Source organism: Nocardioides albidus, from assembly GCF_006335005.1.
GTDB lineage: Bacteria > Actinomycetota > Actinomycetes > Propionibacteriales > Nocardioidaceae > Nocardioides > Nocardioides albidus.
The window spans coordinates 202,552-218,637 of record NZ_VDMP01000021.1 but is presented as its reverse complement, the minus strand read 5'-3'; the positions used below and the strand labels follow the sequence as shown (position 1 = coordinate 218,637).

The window sequence follows — 16,086 nt, the reverse complement described above, 5'->3', positions numbered from 1 at the left end:
CGGGGAGATCTACCCCGCACGCCACGACATCGCGTACGACGTCCTCGGCCGGGAACGTCCTGTCGGGCCCACCCGTTAGCGTCCCTATGTGAGCTTCGTTCCCGTCTCCGGACCCGCGACCTTCCGGACCGGGGACCCCGCGACGATCGAGTTCACCGACGCCGGAGGCGGACGCCGCGTCGCCCTGCCGGTCCGGGCGGCGCTGCCGGTCCTGAGTCGTTCCCGGTCCAGCGACGACACGCACCCGAGTGTGCGCCTGCTCAGCGGCGCGGCCCTGCTCGGTCTGCGCCTGGTCGCGGCCGGCAAGGTGGCGCCCGACGACGACGGCCGGTCCTGGCGCGTCGACCGGCTCGACGCGCGCGACCAGGACGCCGTCGAGCGTCTCGCCGGCTCCTCCGACGCCCCCGATGCCCCGTCGGTCGTGCGCGCCATGCTCGACGCGGTCGCCGACACCCTGCCGCGCGCGGCGCCGGCCGGCCGGCGGTCCACCCCGCCCGAGACGGCCCGGACGAGCACGCCGGAGCAGTTCGCCGACCGGGTCCGCCGACGGCTCGCCGAACGTCGCCAGGCGCAGCCCGACTCCGTGTCACCGGGGCGGTCGTCGGCTCTGCCGGAGCTCGTGCGGGTATCGCTTCGCGTCGAGGCCGACGAGGAGGAGCTGGTCGCAGGCACGGTGCGCGTCGTGCTCCAGGTGCACGACGAGCGCGACCCGCTGCACGTCTGCGACGCGGCGCTGCTGTGGACCGCCGGACCCGCGGACCACGGCTTCGGCAGCCGCGCGCGGGTGCACGCGAGCATCGCGCTGCGGGCCGCAGCCGACGCGTGGCCGGTGCTCGACCGGCTGCTGGCCCTCGCCGTCCCCGACCAGCTCACGCTCGACGGCGCCGAGATCGGCAGCCTGCTCGACCACGTCGGCGCCCTGCGCGACGCGCGCGTCGACGTGCACTGGCCACGCTCGCTCGGCCCGGAGCTGACCACCCGGGCCGTCCTCGACCGGCGGCGCGACGGCCCCGGGCCGTCGCGGGGCGAGGAGCTGCCGCTGCAGGACAGCCCCTTCTCGACCGAGGGACTCTTCTCGTTCTCGTGGCAGGTCTCGTTGCACGGCGAGGCGCTCAGCAGCGACGAGATGGCCGAGCTCGCCCGCGCCGCGAGCCCGATCGTCAAGCTGCGCGGCTCGTGGGCGGTCGTCGACCCGACCACGGCCGAGCGGGCGCGCAAGCGGCTGATCCGTCGCGCGACCGGAGCCCAGGCGCTGGCCGCGGCGCTGACCGGCGTCACCGAGCTCCCCGCCACCGGCGACGACCGGCCCGCCACCACCGAGGTCGTCGTCGGCGCCAGCCTGCTGCGGGTCCGCGAGCAGGTGCTCGGCGCCGCCACCCGGACCCCGCTCGCCGAGCCGGCCGGACTCGCCGCTCGGCTGCGCGACTACCAGCGCCACGGGCTCACCTGGCTCGCCGACCTGACCGCCCTCGGACTCGGCGCGTGCCTGGCCGACGACATGGGCCTCGGCAAGACGATCACGCTCATCGCCCTCCACCTGCACCGTCTCGAGCAGGGTCTCTCCCAGGGCGGCCCGACGCTCGTGGTGTGTCCGGCCAGCCTGCTCGGCAACTGGGAGGCCGAGGTCGAGCGGTTCGCCCCCGGCGTACCCGTGCGCCGCTTCCACGGCGGTGCCCGCTCGCTGGAGGGACTCGACCGGCTCGACCAGCGGGAAGGCGGGTTCGTGCTGACGACGTACGGCACCCTGCGCCGCGACGCCGACATCCTGGCCGGCGTCGGATGGGATCTCGTGGTCGCCGACGAGGCGCAGCACGTGAAGAACTCCCGTACGTCGACCGCCCGGGCCCTGCGCCGGGTCCCGAGCCGCGCGCGGGTGGCCCTGACCGGCACCCCGGTCGAGAACGACCTGACCGAGCTGTGGTCGATCCTCGACTGGTGCGTCCCCGGTCTCCTCGGCAGCCGCCAGGCGTTCCGCCGGGTGTGGGGCGCGCCGATCGAGTCGGGGGCCGAGCCGACCAAGGCCCGCCAGTTCGCCGACCTGATCGGCCCGTTCCTGCTGCGCCGCCGCAAGTCCGATCCGGGCATCGCGCCGGAGCTGCCACCGAAGACGGAGACCGACCACCTGCTCGGCCTGACCCGGGAGCAGGCCGTGCTCTACGAGGCGTTCGTCAAGGACACGATGGAGCGGATCGAGCGCGCCGACGAGGAGACCCGGCGCGGCCTGGTGCTCGCGCTGCTGACCGGTCTCAAGCAGATCTGCAACCACCCGGCGCAGTTCCTCAAGCAGTCCGGCGCGATCCGGCTCACCGGCCGCTCGGAGAAGCTCGAGCTCCTCGAGGAGCTCGTCGCCACCGTGCTCGCGGAGGACGGCGCGATCCTCGTGTTCACCCAGTACGTCGCCCTGGCCCGCCTCGTCGAGCAGCAGCTGACGTCGCTCGGCGTCCCCCACCAGTTCCTGCACGGCGGCACCCCGGTCGCGCAGCGCGAGGCGATGGTGCGCCGGTTCCAGGACGGGGAGGTGCCCGTCTTCCTGCTGTCGCTCAAGGCCGGCGGCACCGGTCTCAACCTCACCCGCGCCGACCACGTGGTCCACTTCGACCGGTGGTGGAACCCGGCCGTGGAGGAGCAGGCGACCGACCGTGCCTACCGGATCGGCCAGACGCGGCCGGTGCAGGTGCACCGGATGGTCACCCGCGGCACCATCGAGGAGCGGGTGGCTCAGCTCCTCGATCGCAAGCGCCGGCTGGCCGACGCCGTGCTCGCCCGCGGCGACGCCGCCCTCACCGAGCTGAGCAACGAGGAGCTGCGCGACCTGGTGACCCTGCGGCGCGAGGCGCGCGAGCAGAGCGCGCCGTACGCCGCCGAGGAGGCTCAGCCGTGACGACTGAGCCGTGCCTTGAGCCGGCTCAGCAGCGCGCGGGGGTGCCGGGCCCGCAGCCGATCGACCTCGGCCTGCAGCCGGTCGGAGCGCTCCTTGAGACGGCGGACCCGCTTCTCGAGCTCCTCGATCCGCTCGTGGGCCGGGGCCAGGTCGTCGTAGAGCCACCCCGGCAGGTCGGTGTCCGGGGCCGGCTCGACGAGACCCTCGGGAGCCTGCCCGTCGACGGACCTGCGCAGCACGACCAGGAACTCCCCGGCCTTGCGCCGCTGCGGGGCGATCGTCTCGACGTACCAGTCGGCGGCGCCGAGAGCGCGCAGCTCCTGGATCTGGTGGAGGAAGTCGGTCGGGGTCCACAGCCAGACGTGGCAGTCGACGTACTCGCCGGCCCGTCCGCGCTCGACCTGGCGCCTCGCCTCGTCGAGGGTCGGGTGGACGCGGCGGTCGCGGCCGGGGATGGGTTGTCCGCGGACGAGGTCCTTCGGGTCGAGGCGGATCACGCTGGCCGAGAAGTCGTGCAGCGCGCGGGTGCCCGGGCGGGTCTGGCCGAGCTCGTGGGCCTCCAGCGCCTGGCCGACCGTCGTCGGGGGCCGGTGCCGGTCGAAGGTGCGGCGCCGGTCCGGCACCGCGAGCAGGAGCGCGCCGCCGTCGACCGTCAGCCGGGCGATCTGGTCCAGCCAGCCGACGAAGTCGGGCACGTGCTCGATCACGTGGGAGGCGATCACCCAGTCGTACGGCGCACCCGGGGCGGCGGCGGTCGCGAGGTCGCGGAAGGTGCCGTCGACGTAGTGGGGGAAGTCGACCTCGGGGATCAGGTCGACCAGGACGTTGGGATCGTCGCCGTAGTGGGCACGCAGTCCGGCGTTGTCGAAGATGTCGACATAGCTGACGTCGTCGACGGACTTGTCGGAGATCGCCGAGTCGAGCGGACCGATCTCCAGGCCGTGCCCGGAGGTGAAGTCGTAGAGCTCGAGGAACCGCGCGCGGCGCTTCGCCATCTGGCGGCGATGCTCCTCGCTGCCCTTGGCCTGCTTGGTGGCCTGCTTCGTGGTCGTCACCGAGTCGTCCCGCACACCGGTCAACCTAACTCAGCCGGTGCCGATCGCGGCACACGCCGTCGGGCGGTCTGATGCGCACGACCTTCACCCGGCAGACCCAGCCCTCCCGCGGCGTGCGCTCGTGGTGGGGCAAGGCCTGGCAGCGTGCCGTCGAGGAGGCGGCGTACTCCGACGCGGAGCTGCGTCCTGGCCGGACCCACGCCCGCCGCGGCGACGTCGGCGCGATCAGCGTCGAGTCCGGAGGTCTGCTGGCGGCGTGCCGCGACGGCGACGACGCGTGGACGGTCCAGGTCTCCCTGCCCGTGCTCGAGGAGCCGGCCCGGCGCGCGCTGGTCGAGGTGGTCGCGGCCGAGGCGGGCCGGATCGCCGACCTGCTCGCCGGCAACCTGGCTCACGACCTGGTCGAGCATGCCGAGGAGGTGGGCGTCGAGCTGCTGCCGTACGGCGGCGAGCTGGTCGCGACCTGCACCTGCCCGCACTACCTCGATCCCTGCCCCCACGCCATCGCGGTCCTGGTCCAGACGGGGTGGCTGGTCGACACCGATCCGCTGGTGCTCTTCGCCCTGCGCGGGGTCGACCGCGACGTCCTCCTCGCCGACCTGCACGCCCGCGCCGCGACCGGCCCCGGCGCCCCGCCGGTCCGCACGGCCGACCTGGCCGACGACGTCGAGCTCGTCGTGGACGCCGCGGTCCGCGCTCAGCGCCTGGTCGCGCTGTTCGAGGCGGGCGCGGAGCTGCCCGACGGGCTGGTCTAGGTCCTAGGACGTTCGGGCAGGCGAGCCGAAGGCCAGCTCGCGCAGCTCGTCCTGATAGCCGGCGTATGCCGTCCGCATCGCGGCCGCGGGCCAGTCGGCGGGCAGCAGCGCCGCCGGGAGCAGGGGATCGGTGGCCAGGTGGCGGACCAGCTGCGCGGCGACGGCGAGCCGGGGCGCCGGGGCGGTGGTCCGTTCGAGACCGTCCAGCAGGAGCCGGCCCCGGTCGGCCCAGCCGGCGAGGTCCCACAGGCGGGAGGCGAGGTCCGCGGGGTCGTCGTCGGGCGTGGTCGTGAACGTCGCCAGGACCGCCTCGGCGGCGTATCCCCGCGGTCGCCGGAGGTTGGCCGGGCGGGTCCAGACGCCCTCGCGCAGCTCCGCGAGTCGGTACGACGACAGCCGATCGCGCAGCGTCGCCCGCTCGGCCCCGGTGCGCCCGGCGACCACGACGACCGCCATCTCCCAGGTCCCGTCCCAGCGGGTCTCCGCGTCGAGCACGGCCTCGTCCTGGCGGCGCTGGCGTGCGGTGAGCCGGTCGCCGAGGACGTACTGGCGGGGGTCGCCCTGCGCGCGCTCCAGGTCCCCGGCCGCGACGGCTCGGGTCAGGGCGACGCGGGCGGTGGCCGGCGGGATGCCGAAGTGCTCGCCCGCCCGGACCAGCTCGGCGGCCGACATCCGGTCCGGGTGGGAGCCCAGGAGGAGGCTGAGCATCACCGACCGCGCCGAGAGGGGTGCCAGGTCGTCCACGTCCACCGATGCTACACATCTCGACACGGTTGTCGCGCGAACTGTAACGTCGAGCCATGGCCCCCCACGACCCGCACGAGGTCCTCAACCAGGTCCCGCCGCTCGTCGGCCACGACACGTCGGCCGACCCGGCGCTGCTCGAGGGGATCGAGCGCGAGGGCGCCGGCTGGGCGCTGGAGGAGATCCGCGAGGTGGGCCGCCTGGCGGGCACCCCGGAGGCGATCGAGCTCGGCCGGCTCGCCGAGCGCGTCCCGCCCCGGCTGCACACCCACGACCGCTACGGCCACCGGATCGACGAGGTGGAGTACGTCCCGGCGTACCACCAGCTGATGACCACCGCCGTCACCCACGGCATCCACGCCGCCCCGTGGGCCGACGACCGGCCGGGTGCCCACGTCGCGCGGGCCGCGAAGTTCTACGCCTGGAACGTCGACGCGGGCCACGGCTGCCCGATCTCGATGACCTACGCCGTGATCCCGGCCCTGCGCGCCCACCCGGAGCTGGCCGCGCGCTTCGAGCCGCTCCTGACCAACCGCGCGTACGACTTCGGCCTGCGCGATCCCGCGACCAAGCGCGGCCTGATCGCCGGCATGTCGATGACGGAGAAGCAGGGCGGCTCCGACGTGCGTGCCAACACGACGACGGCCACCCCGGTCGCCGGCGAGCCCGGCACCTACCGCATCGTCGGCCACAAGTGGTTCACCTCGGCGCCGATGTCGGACCTGTTCCTGACCCTCGCCCAGGCGCCCGGCGGTCTGTCCTGCTTCCTGCTGCCGCGGGTGCTCCCGGGGGGCGACCCCAACCCGATCCGCTTCCTGCGGCTCAAGGACAAGCTCGGCAACAGGTCCAACGCGTCGTCCGAGATCGAGTACGACGGCGCGACCGGCTGGCTCGTCGGCGAGGAGGGCCGCGGGGTCAAGACCATCGTCGAGATGGTCAACATGACCCGCCTCGACTGCGTGATCGGCTCCGCGTCCGGGATGCGGAGCGCGCTGGTCCAGGCGGCCCACCACACCCGCCACCGCGCCGCCTTCGGCAAGCTGCTCGTCGACCAGCCCCTGATGCGCAACGTGCTCGCCGACCTCGCCGTCGAGTCCGAGGCTGCCACCACCGCGATGATGCGCCTGGCCGGCGCCAACGACCGAGCGATCCGGGGTGACGCGGGCGAGGCCGCGCTGCGCCGTCTGGCGCTCGCCGCGACCAAGTACTACGTCTGCAAGCGCGGACCGGTCCTGGCCAACGAGGCGCTCGAGTGCCTCGGCGGCAACGGCTACATCGAGGACTTCGACCTGGCCCGCATCTACCGCGAGCTCCCGCTCCTCTCGATCTGGGAGGGCTCCGGCAACGTCGCCGCCCTCGACGCCCTGCGCGCCATCGGCCGCGAGCCGGAGTCGCTCGACGCCTTCCTCGCCGAGGCCGAGCTCGCCGTCGGCTCCGACCAGAGGTACGACGACGCCCTCACCTCGCTCACGAAGGAGCTCACGGACTTCGACGACATCGAGTTGCGCGCGCGCCGCCTCGTCGAGCAGATCGCCGTCGTCTTCCAGGCCGGTCTCCTGATCCGCCACGCGCCGCAGGCCGTGGCGGACGCGTTCTGCGCCAGCCGACTGGCCCGCGACTGGGGCAGCGCCTTCGGCACCCTGCCCGCGGGTCTCGACCTCGGGCCGATCCTGGAGCGCACCGAGCCGGGATTCTGACCCTCCTCAGCGCTCCGCCGTCCGGTCGTCAGCGTTGAAGCTCGGCCGGGGCGACCCCCAGCGCCCCGAGCGCCATCGCCGAGAGCAGCTCGCGCAGCGCGGAGTCCGGGATGGCGTGGCCGGCGCGCGGTGTGGAGTTGAGCAGGCCGAAGGCGGCCTGCGCCGCCGCGCGGGCGCTGGGCCGGTCGAGCCCCGGGCTCAGCGCGCGCAGCTGATCGGCCCACAGGCCGACGTACGCCCGCTGGAGGCGGCGGACCTGCTCCCGCGCGTCCTCCGGCAGGGACTCCCAGTCGCGGTCCTGGACGATGATGAGCGGGCGGTGGCCGAGGGCGAACTCCACGTGCCAGTCGACCAGGCCGCGCAGGGCCGCCGCCGGATCGCCGTCGGCGCGGGCGACCCGCTCCCGGCCGACCTCGAGCAGCCGCTCGCTGATCGAGGTGAGCATCTCGGCGAGCACCGCCTGCTTGGACGCGAAGTGCTTGTAGAGCGCCGGCCCGGAGATGCCGCACGCGGCGCCGAGGTCGGCGACGGAGACGCCGTGGAAGCCGCGGGCGGCGAACAGGTCGGCAGCGGTGGCCAGGATCTGCTCGCGGCGGCTCGGCTCGGTCACCGGGGCAGGCTATGGCATGTCGGCGCCGGGATCCGTTGCGCATCAGGTTAATGATCGTTAACCTGATGTCGTGTCCGAGACTCCCGAGCCCACCCTGCGCGAGCTCTCCGCCGACCTGCGCAAGCGCCTCGACCGTGTGCGCCAGGGCGGCAGCGAAGCGGCCCGCACCAAGCACACCGACCGCGGCAAGCTGCTCGCCCGCGACCGGGTCGACCGGCTCCTCGACCCCGGCAGCCCCTTCCTGGAGCTCGCCCCGCTGGCGGCGTACGGGATGTACGGCAAGCCGGGCAGCGCCGACGACTACGCCGTCCCCGCGGCCGGCGTCGTCGCCGGCATCGGCCGGGTCGAGGGCCGCAACGTCATGGTCGTCGCCAACGACGCGACCGTGAAGGGCGGCACCTACTACCCGATGACCGTCAAGAAGCACCTGCGTGCGCAGACGGTCGCGGCCGAGAACGAGCTGCCCTGCGTCTACCTCGTCGACTCCGGCGGCGCCTTCCTGCCCATGCAGGACGAGGTGTTCCCCGACAAGGAGCACTTCGGCCGGATCTTCTTCAACCAGGCGAACATGTCGGCTCGCGGGATCCCGCAGCTGGCCGCGGTCATGGGCTCGTGCACCGCGGGCGGCGCGTACGTGCCGGCGATGTCCGACGAGACCGTGATCGTCAAGAACCAGGGCACGATCTTCCTCGGCGGCCCGCCCCTGGTGAAGGCCGCCACCGGCGAGGTCGTCAGCGCCGAGGACCTCGGCGGCGGCGACGTGCACGCCCGAAGGAGTGGCGTCGTCGACCACCTCGCCGACGACGACGCGCACGCGCTGCGGATCCTGCGGGGCATCGTCGACACCCTGCCGAATGGGCAGAGACCGCATGATCCCGACCCGGATTCGCGCGGTTCGGTCCCCAACCGCATCGATTCCGAGGACCCGCACGAGCCCCCGGAGAGCATCTACGACGTCGTGCCGGCGAGCACCCGGACGCCGTACGACGTCCGCGAGGTCATCCGCCGCCTGGTCGACGGCAGCCGGCTGCAGGAGTTCAAGCAGCTGTACGGCGAGACCCTGGTCTGCGGCTTCGCCCGCATCCACGGCCACCAGGTCGGCATCGTCGCCAACAACGGCATCCTGTTCAGCGAGTCCGCGCTCAAGGGCGCCCACTTCGTCGAGCTGTGCAACCAGCGCGGCATCCCGCTGCTGTTCCTGCAGAACATCTCCGGCTTCATGGTTGGCCGCGAGTACGAGAACCGCGGCATCGCCCGCGACGGCGCCAAGCTCGTCACCGCGGTCGCCTGCTCCGTCGTCCCGAAGCTCACCGTCGTCATCGGCGGCTCGTTCGGCGCCGGCAACTACGGCATGTGCGGGCGCGCGTACGACCCGCGCTTCTTGTGGATGTGGCCCAACTCCCGGATCTCGGTGATGGGCGGCGACCAGGCGGCCAACGTGCTCGCCACGGTCGCCGGGCGCGAGGACGACCCCGATGTCGACGAGTTCAAGCAGCCGATCAAGGACCAGTACGAGACCCAGGGCTCGCCGTACTACGCGTCCGCGCGGCTGTGGGACGACGGTGTGATCGACCCCGCGGACACCCGCCGGGTGCTCGGCATGGCGCTCGACGTGGTCACCGCGGTGCCGACGCCCGCACCCCACTACGGAATCTTCAGGATGTGATCGAGCGATGACCGAGATCCGCTCCGTACTGGTGGCCAATCGCGGTGAGATCGCCCGCCGGGTGTTCCGCACCTGCCGCGACCTCGGCATCCGCACGGTCGCCGTCCACACCGACCTCGACGCCGACGCGCTGCACGTGCGCGACGCCGACGTCGCGCTGCGCGTCCCGAGCTACCTCGACGCCGACGCCGTCCTCGCCGCCGCGAAGGAGGCCGGCCTGGCCGACGGGGGTGCGATCCACCCCGGCTACGGCTTCCTCTCCGAGAACGCAGCCTTCGCCGCGGCCGTGACCGACGCCGGCATCGCCTGGGTCGGGCCGAGCCCGAAGGTCATCGAGCAGATGGGACGCAAGGACGCGGCCCGCGACCTCGCCGTGGCGGCGGGGGTGCCGGTGGTGCCGTCGTACGGCGTCGAGGAGGACCCGGCCACGTTCGCCTACCCGGTGCTGGTCAAGGCCGCTGCCGGCGGTGGCGGCAAGGGGATGCGCGTCGTACGGTCCGCGGCCGACTTCGACGCCGCCGTCGCGGCGGCCAGGCGCGAGGCCGCCGGCGCGTTCGGCGACGACACGATGCTCGTCGAGAAGTACGTCGAGCGGGGCCGTCACATCGAGGTCCAGGTGCTCGGCGACAGCCACGGCAACGTCGTCCACCTCGGCACGCGCGAGTGCTCCGTGCAGCGCCGCCACCAGAAGGTCCTCGAGGAGGCGCCCGCGCCCGCGCTCGACGACGCGCTGCGCGAGCGCATCCACGGCTCGGCCGTGGCGCTGTCGGCGTCGGTGGGCTACGAGAACGCCGGCACGATCGAGTACCTCCTCGACGCGAGCACGGGCGACTTCTACTTCCTGGAGATGAACACCCGCCTCCAGGTGGAGCACCCGGTCACGGAGATCCACAGCGGGACCGATCTGGTCGCGCTCCAGCTCGCCGTCGCCGCCGGGGATCCGCTGCCCTTCGAGCAGTCGGACGTCCGCTTCGGCGATCACGCGATCGAGGCGCGGATCTACGCCGAGGACGCGTTCGGCGGCTTCCTCCCCCAGGCGGGTACGGCGACCGAGGTGTCGTGGCCCGCCGCGGCCCGGGTCGACCACGCGCTCGAGAGCGGTCAGGTCGTGAGCACGTCGTACGACCCGATGCTCGGCAAGGTCATCGTCAGCGGGCCGACCCGCGAGGCCGCCCGCCGTGCGCTGGTCGCGGCGCTCGACGACACCGCGATCCTCGGGCTGACCACCAACACCGGCTTCCTGCGGGTGCTGGCGGCCGGCGAGGAGTTCGCCGTCCCCGGCGGGATCGACACCGCCTGGCTGGACCGCCACGAGGTCCCCGCCCCCGACCCGACGCCCGCCCGGGAGATCGCCGCCCGGCTCTGGCTCGACGCCACCGCCGCGGCGAGCGGTCCCTTCGCCGCCGACGGCTTCCGGATGGGCGGCCCGGCTGCGCCCGTCCTCGTGGAGTTCACCGACGGCGAGGTCACCCTCGCGGCCTCCCGGGTGACTCCCGCGGCCGCCCGGGTCACCCCCCACCACGTCGAGCTCGCCCACCAGGGCCAGCGCTACGTCTTCCACCGCCCCGACGCCGCCGCCGACCACGGCGCGGCCGCCGGTGACGGCACCGTCGTCGCGCCGATGCCGGGAACGGTCCTCGACGTGTCGGTCGCCGTCGGCGACACGGTCGCCGAGGGCGACGTCCTCGGCGTGGTGGAGGCGATGAAGATGGAGCTCGCGCTCAAGGCGCCGTACGCCGGCACGGTCACCGCCGTCGGCGCGACAACCGGCCAGCAGGTCGCCCTGGGGGCGGAGCTGTTCGTGGTGGAGGGGAGCGCGTCGTGACCGCCCTGCCCATGGTGGTGCCCGAGGCCGGGCTGCCCGCGAAGGTCACGATCTACGAGGTCGGCCCCCGCGACGGGCTGCAGAACGAGAAGTCCGTCGTCCCGACCGAGGTCAAGGCCGCCTTCATCACGAGGCTGGTCGACGCAGGGCTTCCGATCGTCGAGGCCACCAGCTTCGTCCACCCGGACTGGGTCCCGCAGCTCGCCGACGCCGCCGACCTCATGCGCGGCCTCACCGCCGACCTCGGCGACGCGGCCCGCCAGCTGCCGGTGCTCGTCCCCAACCAGCGGGGACTCGACCGCGCGGTCGAGCTCGGCCTGCGTCACGTCGCGGTGTTCGCATCGGCGACCGAGACCTTCGCGAGCAAGAACCTCAACCGCACGCTCGCGTCCCAGTTCGAGATGTTCGAGCCCACGATCCGCCAGGCGCTCGACGCCGGCATGGACGTGCGCGGCTACGTCTCCATGTGCTTCGGCGACCCGTGGGAGGGCGCCGTCCCGGTCGAGCAGGTCGTCGCCGTCGGCAAGCGGCTTCTCGATCTCGGCGTCGGTCAGCTCAGCCTCGGCGACACCATCGGCGTCGCCACCGCCGGCCACGTGAAGGCACTCGTCGCCGCCTTCGCCGACGCGGGCGTCGGCTGCGAGCGGCTCGCGCTGCACTTCCACGACACCTACGGCCAGGCGCTCACCAACGTCCACGCGGGTCTGCAGGCCGGCGTGACGACGTACGACGCCTCCGCCGGCGGGCTCGGCGGCTGCCCCTACGCGAAGAGCGCCACCGGCAACCTCGCCACCGAGGACCTGGTCTGGTTCCTCACCGGGCTCGGGATCGAGCACGGCGTCGACCTCGAGGCCGTGGTCGCGGCCAGCGCGTGGATGGCCGGACAGCTCGGCCGGCCCAGTCCCTCCGCCGTCGTCCGGGCCCTGGCCGACACCGCCGGCTGATCCCCCTCTAACGTTGGCCCATGGACGGTCGACGACGCGCGTGGGGCTGGGTCGCCGCGTTGCGGGCCGGGGCGACCACGCCGTGGCTCGACTGGCCCGACGACGGCACGGGCGACGGCGAGCCGCTGGCCGCGGAGCTGCCCGGAGCCCAACAGCTCGCCCTGCTGCGCCGCCTCAACGTGTACGCCGCCGCGGCCGGGCGGACCGTGCCCGCGGCGACCGCCGAGCGGATCCTCGCCGCCGGCGTCTCCGGGCGCGGGCGGAGCGAGCTCGCGCTCGTCGGTGCTGACCCCGGCGGGGCCGGCCGGTTCGGGCCCCCGCCGGTCGATCCCGACGCGCTCGGCGACGACGAGCTGCTGCGGGTCGCCTGCGCGCTCATCGCCGACGACGTCGCCGCCACCGCAGCGGTCCCGGCACCCGAGCCGTCGCTCGTCGACCGGGTGCGGGCCGTGCGTCGCCCGTGGGTGCGCTCGTTCGTGGTCGTCGGCATGCCCTGGCGCGCCGACGCCGTCCGGACCGAGCTCGCCGCGCAGGGGCACCGTCCGGGCGGGCGCCGCCCGACGGCGTACCTCCTCGCCGACGACCTCGAGACCGTCCTCGTCCAGGCCTGGACCGCCCGCAGCTTCGACCAGGGCGGCGCGTCGTGGCGAGGCTTCGTCCGCGCCAATGCCGGCGCCGGGCACCTCCCGCCCCGCGCCGACCTCGCCCGGATGGCGCGCTCCGCCGCCTACAAGTACGGCGCCGACCGGGTCCGCATCGTGCTCGACGACCGGCTGCTGGCCGCCGAGCTCGGCGTGTCCCGGCTCGGTGGGCCGCCCCGGCTCGGCGCGCACGCCGTCGACCTGGTCCGCAGGGTGGGGGAGCCGCTGGGCCTGCTGGTCGCCTCCGCCGAGCGTCCGCGGCTGCTCCGCGACAGCCTCGGCCAGGTTCTCGACGGCCTCGGCGGTCCGCCGCCGACGCTCCCGCCGCGGTGGGACGGCTGGCTCAGCACACAGGCCGAGCGCACCCGCCACGAGCTCGCCGCCGCTCGCTACCCTGTGCTCGGCGACCTCGACCGGTTGCTGCCGCGGCCCGTCGGCACCGACCGACGGGCGCCGGTGCTCCCGGTCGACGCCGAGGTGCTGTCGCTCGCGCTGGGCCTGCTCCTCGACCCCGTGACCGTGCCCGCCCGCACCCAGGAGGAGACGTGAGTCGGCGAGTCCTGCTGCATGTCGGCACACCCAAGACCGGGACGTCGTACCTCCAGGACGTGCTCTACAAGAACCGCGCCCGCCTGCTCAAGCAGGGCGTGAGCTATCCGGCCGACCGCTTCGACGACCACTTCCTCGCCGGTCTCGACCTGATGCGCCTGCGCTGGGGCGGGCTGGAGGCCGAGGCGGTCGGCGCCTGGGACAGGCTGTCCGCACAGGTCCGCGAGCACGACGGCACCTCGATCATCAGCCACGAGATCCTCGCCTCGGCCTCCCGGAGCCAGGTGGCCCGGGCGCTGACCTCGCTCGGCCACCGCCCCGGCGGCGACACCTCCGACGGCGGCACCGAGATCCACCTGATCCTCTCGGTGCGCGACCTGGTCCGGCAGATCCCCGCCGAGTGGCAGGAGAACGTCAAGCACCGCGCCCGGTTCGGCTACGGACGCTTCCTCGAGCTGATCCAGGACCCGGAGCGCGCGCACCGCGTCGGTGCGTGGTTCTGGGGCGTCCAGGAGATCCCCGACATCCTCGACCGCTGGGGCGCGGACATCCCCCCGGAGCGGATCCACCTCGTCACCGTCCCGCCGTCCGGCGGTCCGCCCGACCTGCTGTGGGAGCGGTTCAGCAGCGCGTTCGGCCTCGAGGGGCTGGACCTCAAGCTCACCACCCGGCGCGCGAACCCGAGCCTCGGCGTGCCCGAGTCCGCGTTGATCCGCCGGATCAACCGCACCGCGGCCCGCGACCTGCCGCCCCAGCACTACCGCCCGCTGGTCCGCGAGCTGCTCGCGCACCGCACCCTGTCCAAGCGCACCAAGTCGGCCCGCCTCGGGCTGCCGCCGGACCAGTACCCGTGGGTCCACCAGCTGACCGAGAGCTGGATCGCCGAGCTGGCGCGACGGGGGTACGACGTCGTGGGCGACCTCGAGGACCTGCGCGGCGCGCCGGCGCCGACCGGCAAGTGGGTCGATCCCGACCACCCGCCCGAGCGGCAGGTGGCCTCGGCCGCGGTCGACGCGATCAAGGCACTCCTGCTGGACAACGCCGAGGCGCACGCCGAGAACGAGCGGCTGCGCCGCAAGCTCGAGGCCGCGCGCCGCGACCTGGTGCGGGCCCGGACACCGCGGCTGATGAGGTCGATGGAGTGGACCGTGCAGCGGCTCGAGGGCAGCGGCAAGGGCCGTCAGGCCCTCGAGGTCTACCGCAAGGCCCGCAGGCGGAACTCCCGACCCGCGTAGCGTCCGACCCGGTAGGTGCTCCAGCCGTCGGTCACCGCGCCGACCCCGCCGCCGACCAGCGGGATCCGCTTGCCGACGGTGGTGGCGATCCGCTTGCCGATCACCCGGCCGACCAGCTCGCCGGCCAGCACGGTCGACACGGCCCGGTCCAGGGTCGGGTCGTGCTCCGGTGCGGTCGCGATCGCCATCGGCGGCGCCGGGAGTTGCTTGCGCTTGACCATCGTCCGCACGGTCTCCTCGCCGAGGATGCAGACCAGGATCGCGTTGCGCACCCGTGGGTCGTCGAGGTCGTAGCCGCGCAGGTGCGCGATGCCCGCCACCATCCGGCACTGGATGATCGCCAGCCCGGTGATGCTCGCCGGCGCCACGATCGTCGCCGTGATCAGGCCGCCCAGGTTGGTCGCCAGGCCCTCCACGCCGGCGTACGCGACATGGTTCTGGATCAGCTCCCGCACCGCCTTGTCGACGTCGCCGTGCTGCTCCTCGAGCTGGGCCCGCGCCGCCTCCGCCGCCGGCGGCAGCGGCCCGGCCCCCACGATCGCCCGGTGCAGCGCCTCCCGCACGAACGACTGGGTCAGCCCCGGTGCCAGCTGGGTGACCTTCGGGGCGAGCTGCTGGGCGGTCCGCATCGCGATGCCCTTCCTCAGGGAAGCCATGCCCCGATCGTAGGTCGGTCCGCCAGGCCCGAGCCGGGACGAGGTGCCACTCCGGTACCCGCGAGGTGCCACTCCGGTACCCGCGAGGTGCCAGGTCTGGCCCTGGGCAAGCCCAGGTACGAACATGGCACCTCGTCCCTCCTAGGATCGGGGAGTGCCGGTCGAGCCTGAGCCCAGCCCGTGGGTGTTCCCCAGCCGGGCGGAGCTGGCGGCGCTGCCGGTCCTCGACGATCCCGACGATCCCGACGAGCCCGACGATCCGGGGGACGGCACGCACGACGGGAGCGACCTGGTCGCGGTGGGGGCCGATCTCGCGCCGGGCACGCTGCTGGCGGCGTACCGCGGCGGGCTGTTCCCGATGCCCGAGGGACGCTCGATCGGCTGGTGGTGCCCGGCCCATCGCGGCGTGCTGTTCCTCGACGAGCTCCGCGTCTCGCGCTCCCTGCGCCGCTCGGCGCGCGACTTCGAGGTGCGCGTGGACACCGCCTTCGACGAGGTCGTCGCGGCGTGCGCCGACCCGCGGCGGCCGCACGGCTGGATCGACGGCCGGATCGCTCGGGCGTACGGCGACCTGCACCGTCTCGGCTGGGCGCACTCGGTCGAGACCTGGCAGGACGGGCGCCTCGTCGGGGGGTTGTACGGCGTCGCGATCGGCGGACTCTTCGCCGGGGAGTCGATGTTCCACCACGTCACCGACGCCTCGAAGGTCGCCCTCCTCGGGCTGGTCGAGGGACTGCGCCGCGACGCGGACGGCGCCGCGGGCAACCGCCTGATCGACGTCCAGTGGGCCACCCGCCACCTGACCGGCCTGGGCGTGCGGGAGATCCC

General features: G+C 74.0%; 13 protein-coding genes. 9 read left to right on the top strand and 4 right to left on the bottom strand.

Annotated elements, in window-relative coordinates:
• Positions 1-88: 88 nt before the first annotated feature.
• Entirely contained in the window at positions 89-2,881 is a 2,793-nt protein-coding gene (locus FHP29_RS08735) for a DEAD/DEAH box helicase (RefSeq protein WP_139622474.1), read from the top strand.
• Here FHP29_RS08735 and FHP29_RS08730 read toward each other — a convergent pair.
• A complete protein-coding gene (locus FHP29_RS08730) occupies positions 2,872-3,951 on the bottom strand; it encodes a methyltransferase domain-containing protein (protein ID WP_139622473.1) in 1,080 nt (359 codons plus the stop codon). The genes FHP29_RS08735 and FHP29_RS08730 overlap by 10 nt on opposite strands.
• 56 nt (positions 3,952-4,007) lie before the next feature.
• On the opposite strand from FHP29_RS08730, the gene FHP29_RS08725 reads away from it, so the two are divergent.
• On the top strand, positions 4,008-4,691 hold the full coding sequence (locus tag FHP29_RS08725; RefSeq protein WP_139622472.1) for an SWIM zinc finger family protein: 684 nt from the start codon (positions 4,008-4,010) through the stop codon (positions 4,689-4,691).
• A gap of 3 nt (positions 4,692-4,694) precedes the next feature.
• On the opposite strand, the gene FHP29_RS08720 is transcribed toward FHP29_RS08725, so the two are convergent.
• On the bottom strand, positions 4,695-5,435 hold the full coding sequence (locus tag FHP29_RS08720; protein ID WP_240044403.1) for a PaaX family transcriptional regulator C-terminal domain-containing protein: 741 nt from the start codon (positions 5,433-5,435) through the stop codon (positions 4,695-4,697).
• Between the two features lie 56 nt (positions 5,436-5,491).
• Between FHP29_RS08720 and FHP29_RS08715 the strand changes: the two genes are divergently transcribed.
• Positions 5,492-7,132 carry an acyl-CoA dehydrogenase family protein gene (locus FHP29_RS08715; RefSeq protein WP_139622471.1) on the top strand — a complete coding sequence of 547 codons (1,641 nt, stop codon included), beginning with the start codon at positions 5,492-5,494 and terminating at the stop codon, positions 7,130-7,132.
• Between the two features lie 28 nt (positions 7,133-7,160).
• Here FHP29_RS08715 and FHP29_RS08710 read toward each other — a convergent pair whose 3' ends face one another.
• A complete protein-coding gene (locus FHP29_RS08710) occupies positions 7,161-7,742 on the bottom strand; it encodes an SACE_7040 family transcriptional regulator (RefSeq protein WP_139622470.1) in 582 nt (193 codons plus the stop codon).
• Between the two features lie 70 nt (positions 7,743-7,812).
• Here FHP29_RS08710 and FHP29_RS08705 point away from each other — a divergent pair, with 70 nt between their 5' ends.
• From FHP29_RS08705 to FHP29_RS08685, 5 genes are read left to right on the top strand one after another with little or no spacing between them, the layout of a single operon-like run.
• Positions 7,813-9,408 carry an acyl-CoA carboxylase subunit beta gene (locus FHP29_RS08705; protein ID WP_139622469.1) on the top strand — a complete coding sequence of 532 codons (1,596 nt, stop codon included), beginning with the start codon at positions 7,813-7,815 and terminating at the stop codon, positions 9,406-9,408.
• Between the two features lie 7 nt (positions 9,409-9,415).
• Positions 9,416-11,233: an ATP-binding protein gene (locus FHP29_RS08700; protein WP_139622468.1), complete on the top strand. Its 1,818-nt coding sequence runs from the start codon at positions 9,416-9,418 to the stop codon at positions 11,231-11,233.
• The gene (locus FHP29_RS08695; protein ID WP_240044402.1) at positions 11,230-12,177 is read left to right on the top strand and encodes a hydroxymethylglutaryl-CoA lyase; all 948 of its coding nucleotides are present in this window, start codon (positions 11,230-11,232) and stop codon (positions 12,175-12,177) included. Before FHP29_RS08700 ends, FHP29_RS08695 begins: the two co-directional genes overlap by 4 nt.
• A gap of 20 nt (positions 12,178-12,197) precedes the next feature.
• Complete coding sequence (locus FHP29_RS08690; protein ID WP_139622467.1) at positions 12,198-13,367, top strand: hypothetical protein; 1,170 nt, start codon at positions 12,198-12,200, stop codon at positions 13,365-13,367.
• Positions 13,364-14,602, top strand: a complete 1,239-nt coding sequence (locus FHP29_RS08685; RefSeq protein ID WP_139622466.1) for a hypothetical protein — start codon at positions 13,364-13,366, stop codon at positions 14,600-14,602. The genes FHP29_RS08690 and FHP29_RS08685 overlap by 4 nt, the downstream gene beginning before the upstream one ends.
• On the opposite strand, the gene FHP29_RS08680 is transcribed toward FHP29_RS08685, so the two are convergent.
• The gene (locus FHP29_RS08680; RefSeq protein ID WP_240044401.1) at positions 14,563-15,258 is read right to left on the bottom strand and encodes an EcsC family protein; all 696 of its coding nucleotides are present in this window, start codon (positions 15,256-15,258) and stop codon (positions 14,563-14,565) included. The genes FHP29_RS08685 and FHP29_RS08680 overlap by 40 nt on opposite strands.
• Before the next feature lie 154 nt (positions 15,259-15,412).
• On the opposite strand from FHP29_RS08680, the gene aat reads away from it, so the two are divergent.
• Positions 15,413-16,086: leucyl/phenylalanyl-tRNA--protein transferase (aat, locus tag FHP29_RS08675; protein WP_240044400.1), on the top strand; the 674-nt coding region annotated here is incomplete at its 3' end.

Bases quoted from the DNA above. Each gene is read 5' to 3' on its own strand.
- FHP29_RS08725 (WP_139622472.1), top strand. From the start codon at position 4,008: ATGCGCACGACCTTCACCCGGCAGACCCAGCCCTCCCGCGGCGTGCGC.
- FHP29_RS08715 (WP_139622471.1), top strand. From the start codon at position 5,492: ATGGCCCCCCACGACCCGCACGAGGTCCTCAACCAGGTCCCGCCGCTC.
- FHP29_RS08700 (WP_139622468.1), top strand. From the start codon at position 9,416: ATGACCGAGATCCGCTCCGTACTGGTGGCCAATCGCGGTGAGATCGCC.
- FHP29_RS08690 (WP_139622467.1), top strand. From the start codon at position 12,198: ATGGACGGTCGACGACGCGCGTGGGGCTGGGTCGCCGCGTTGCGGGCC.
- FHP29_RS08680 (WP_240044401.1), bottom strand. From the start codon at position 15,258: ATGGCTTCCCTGAGGAAGGGCATCGCGATGCGGACCGCCCAGCAGCTC.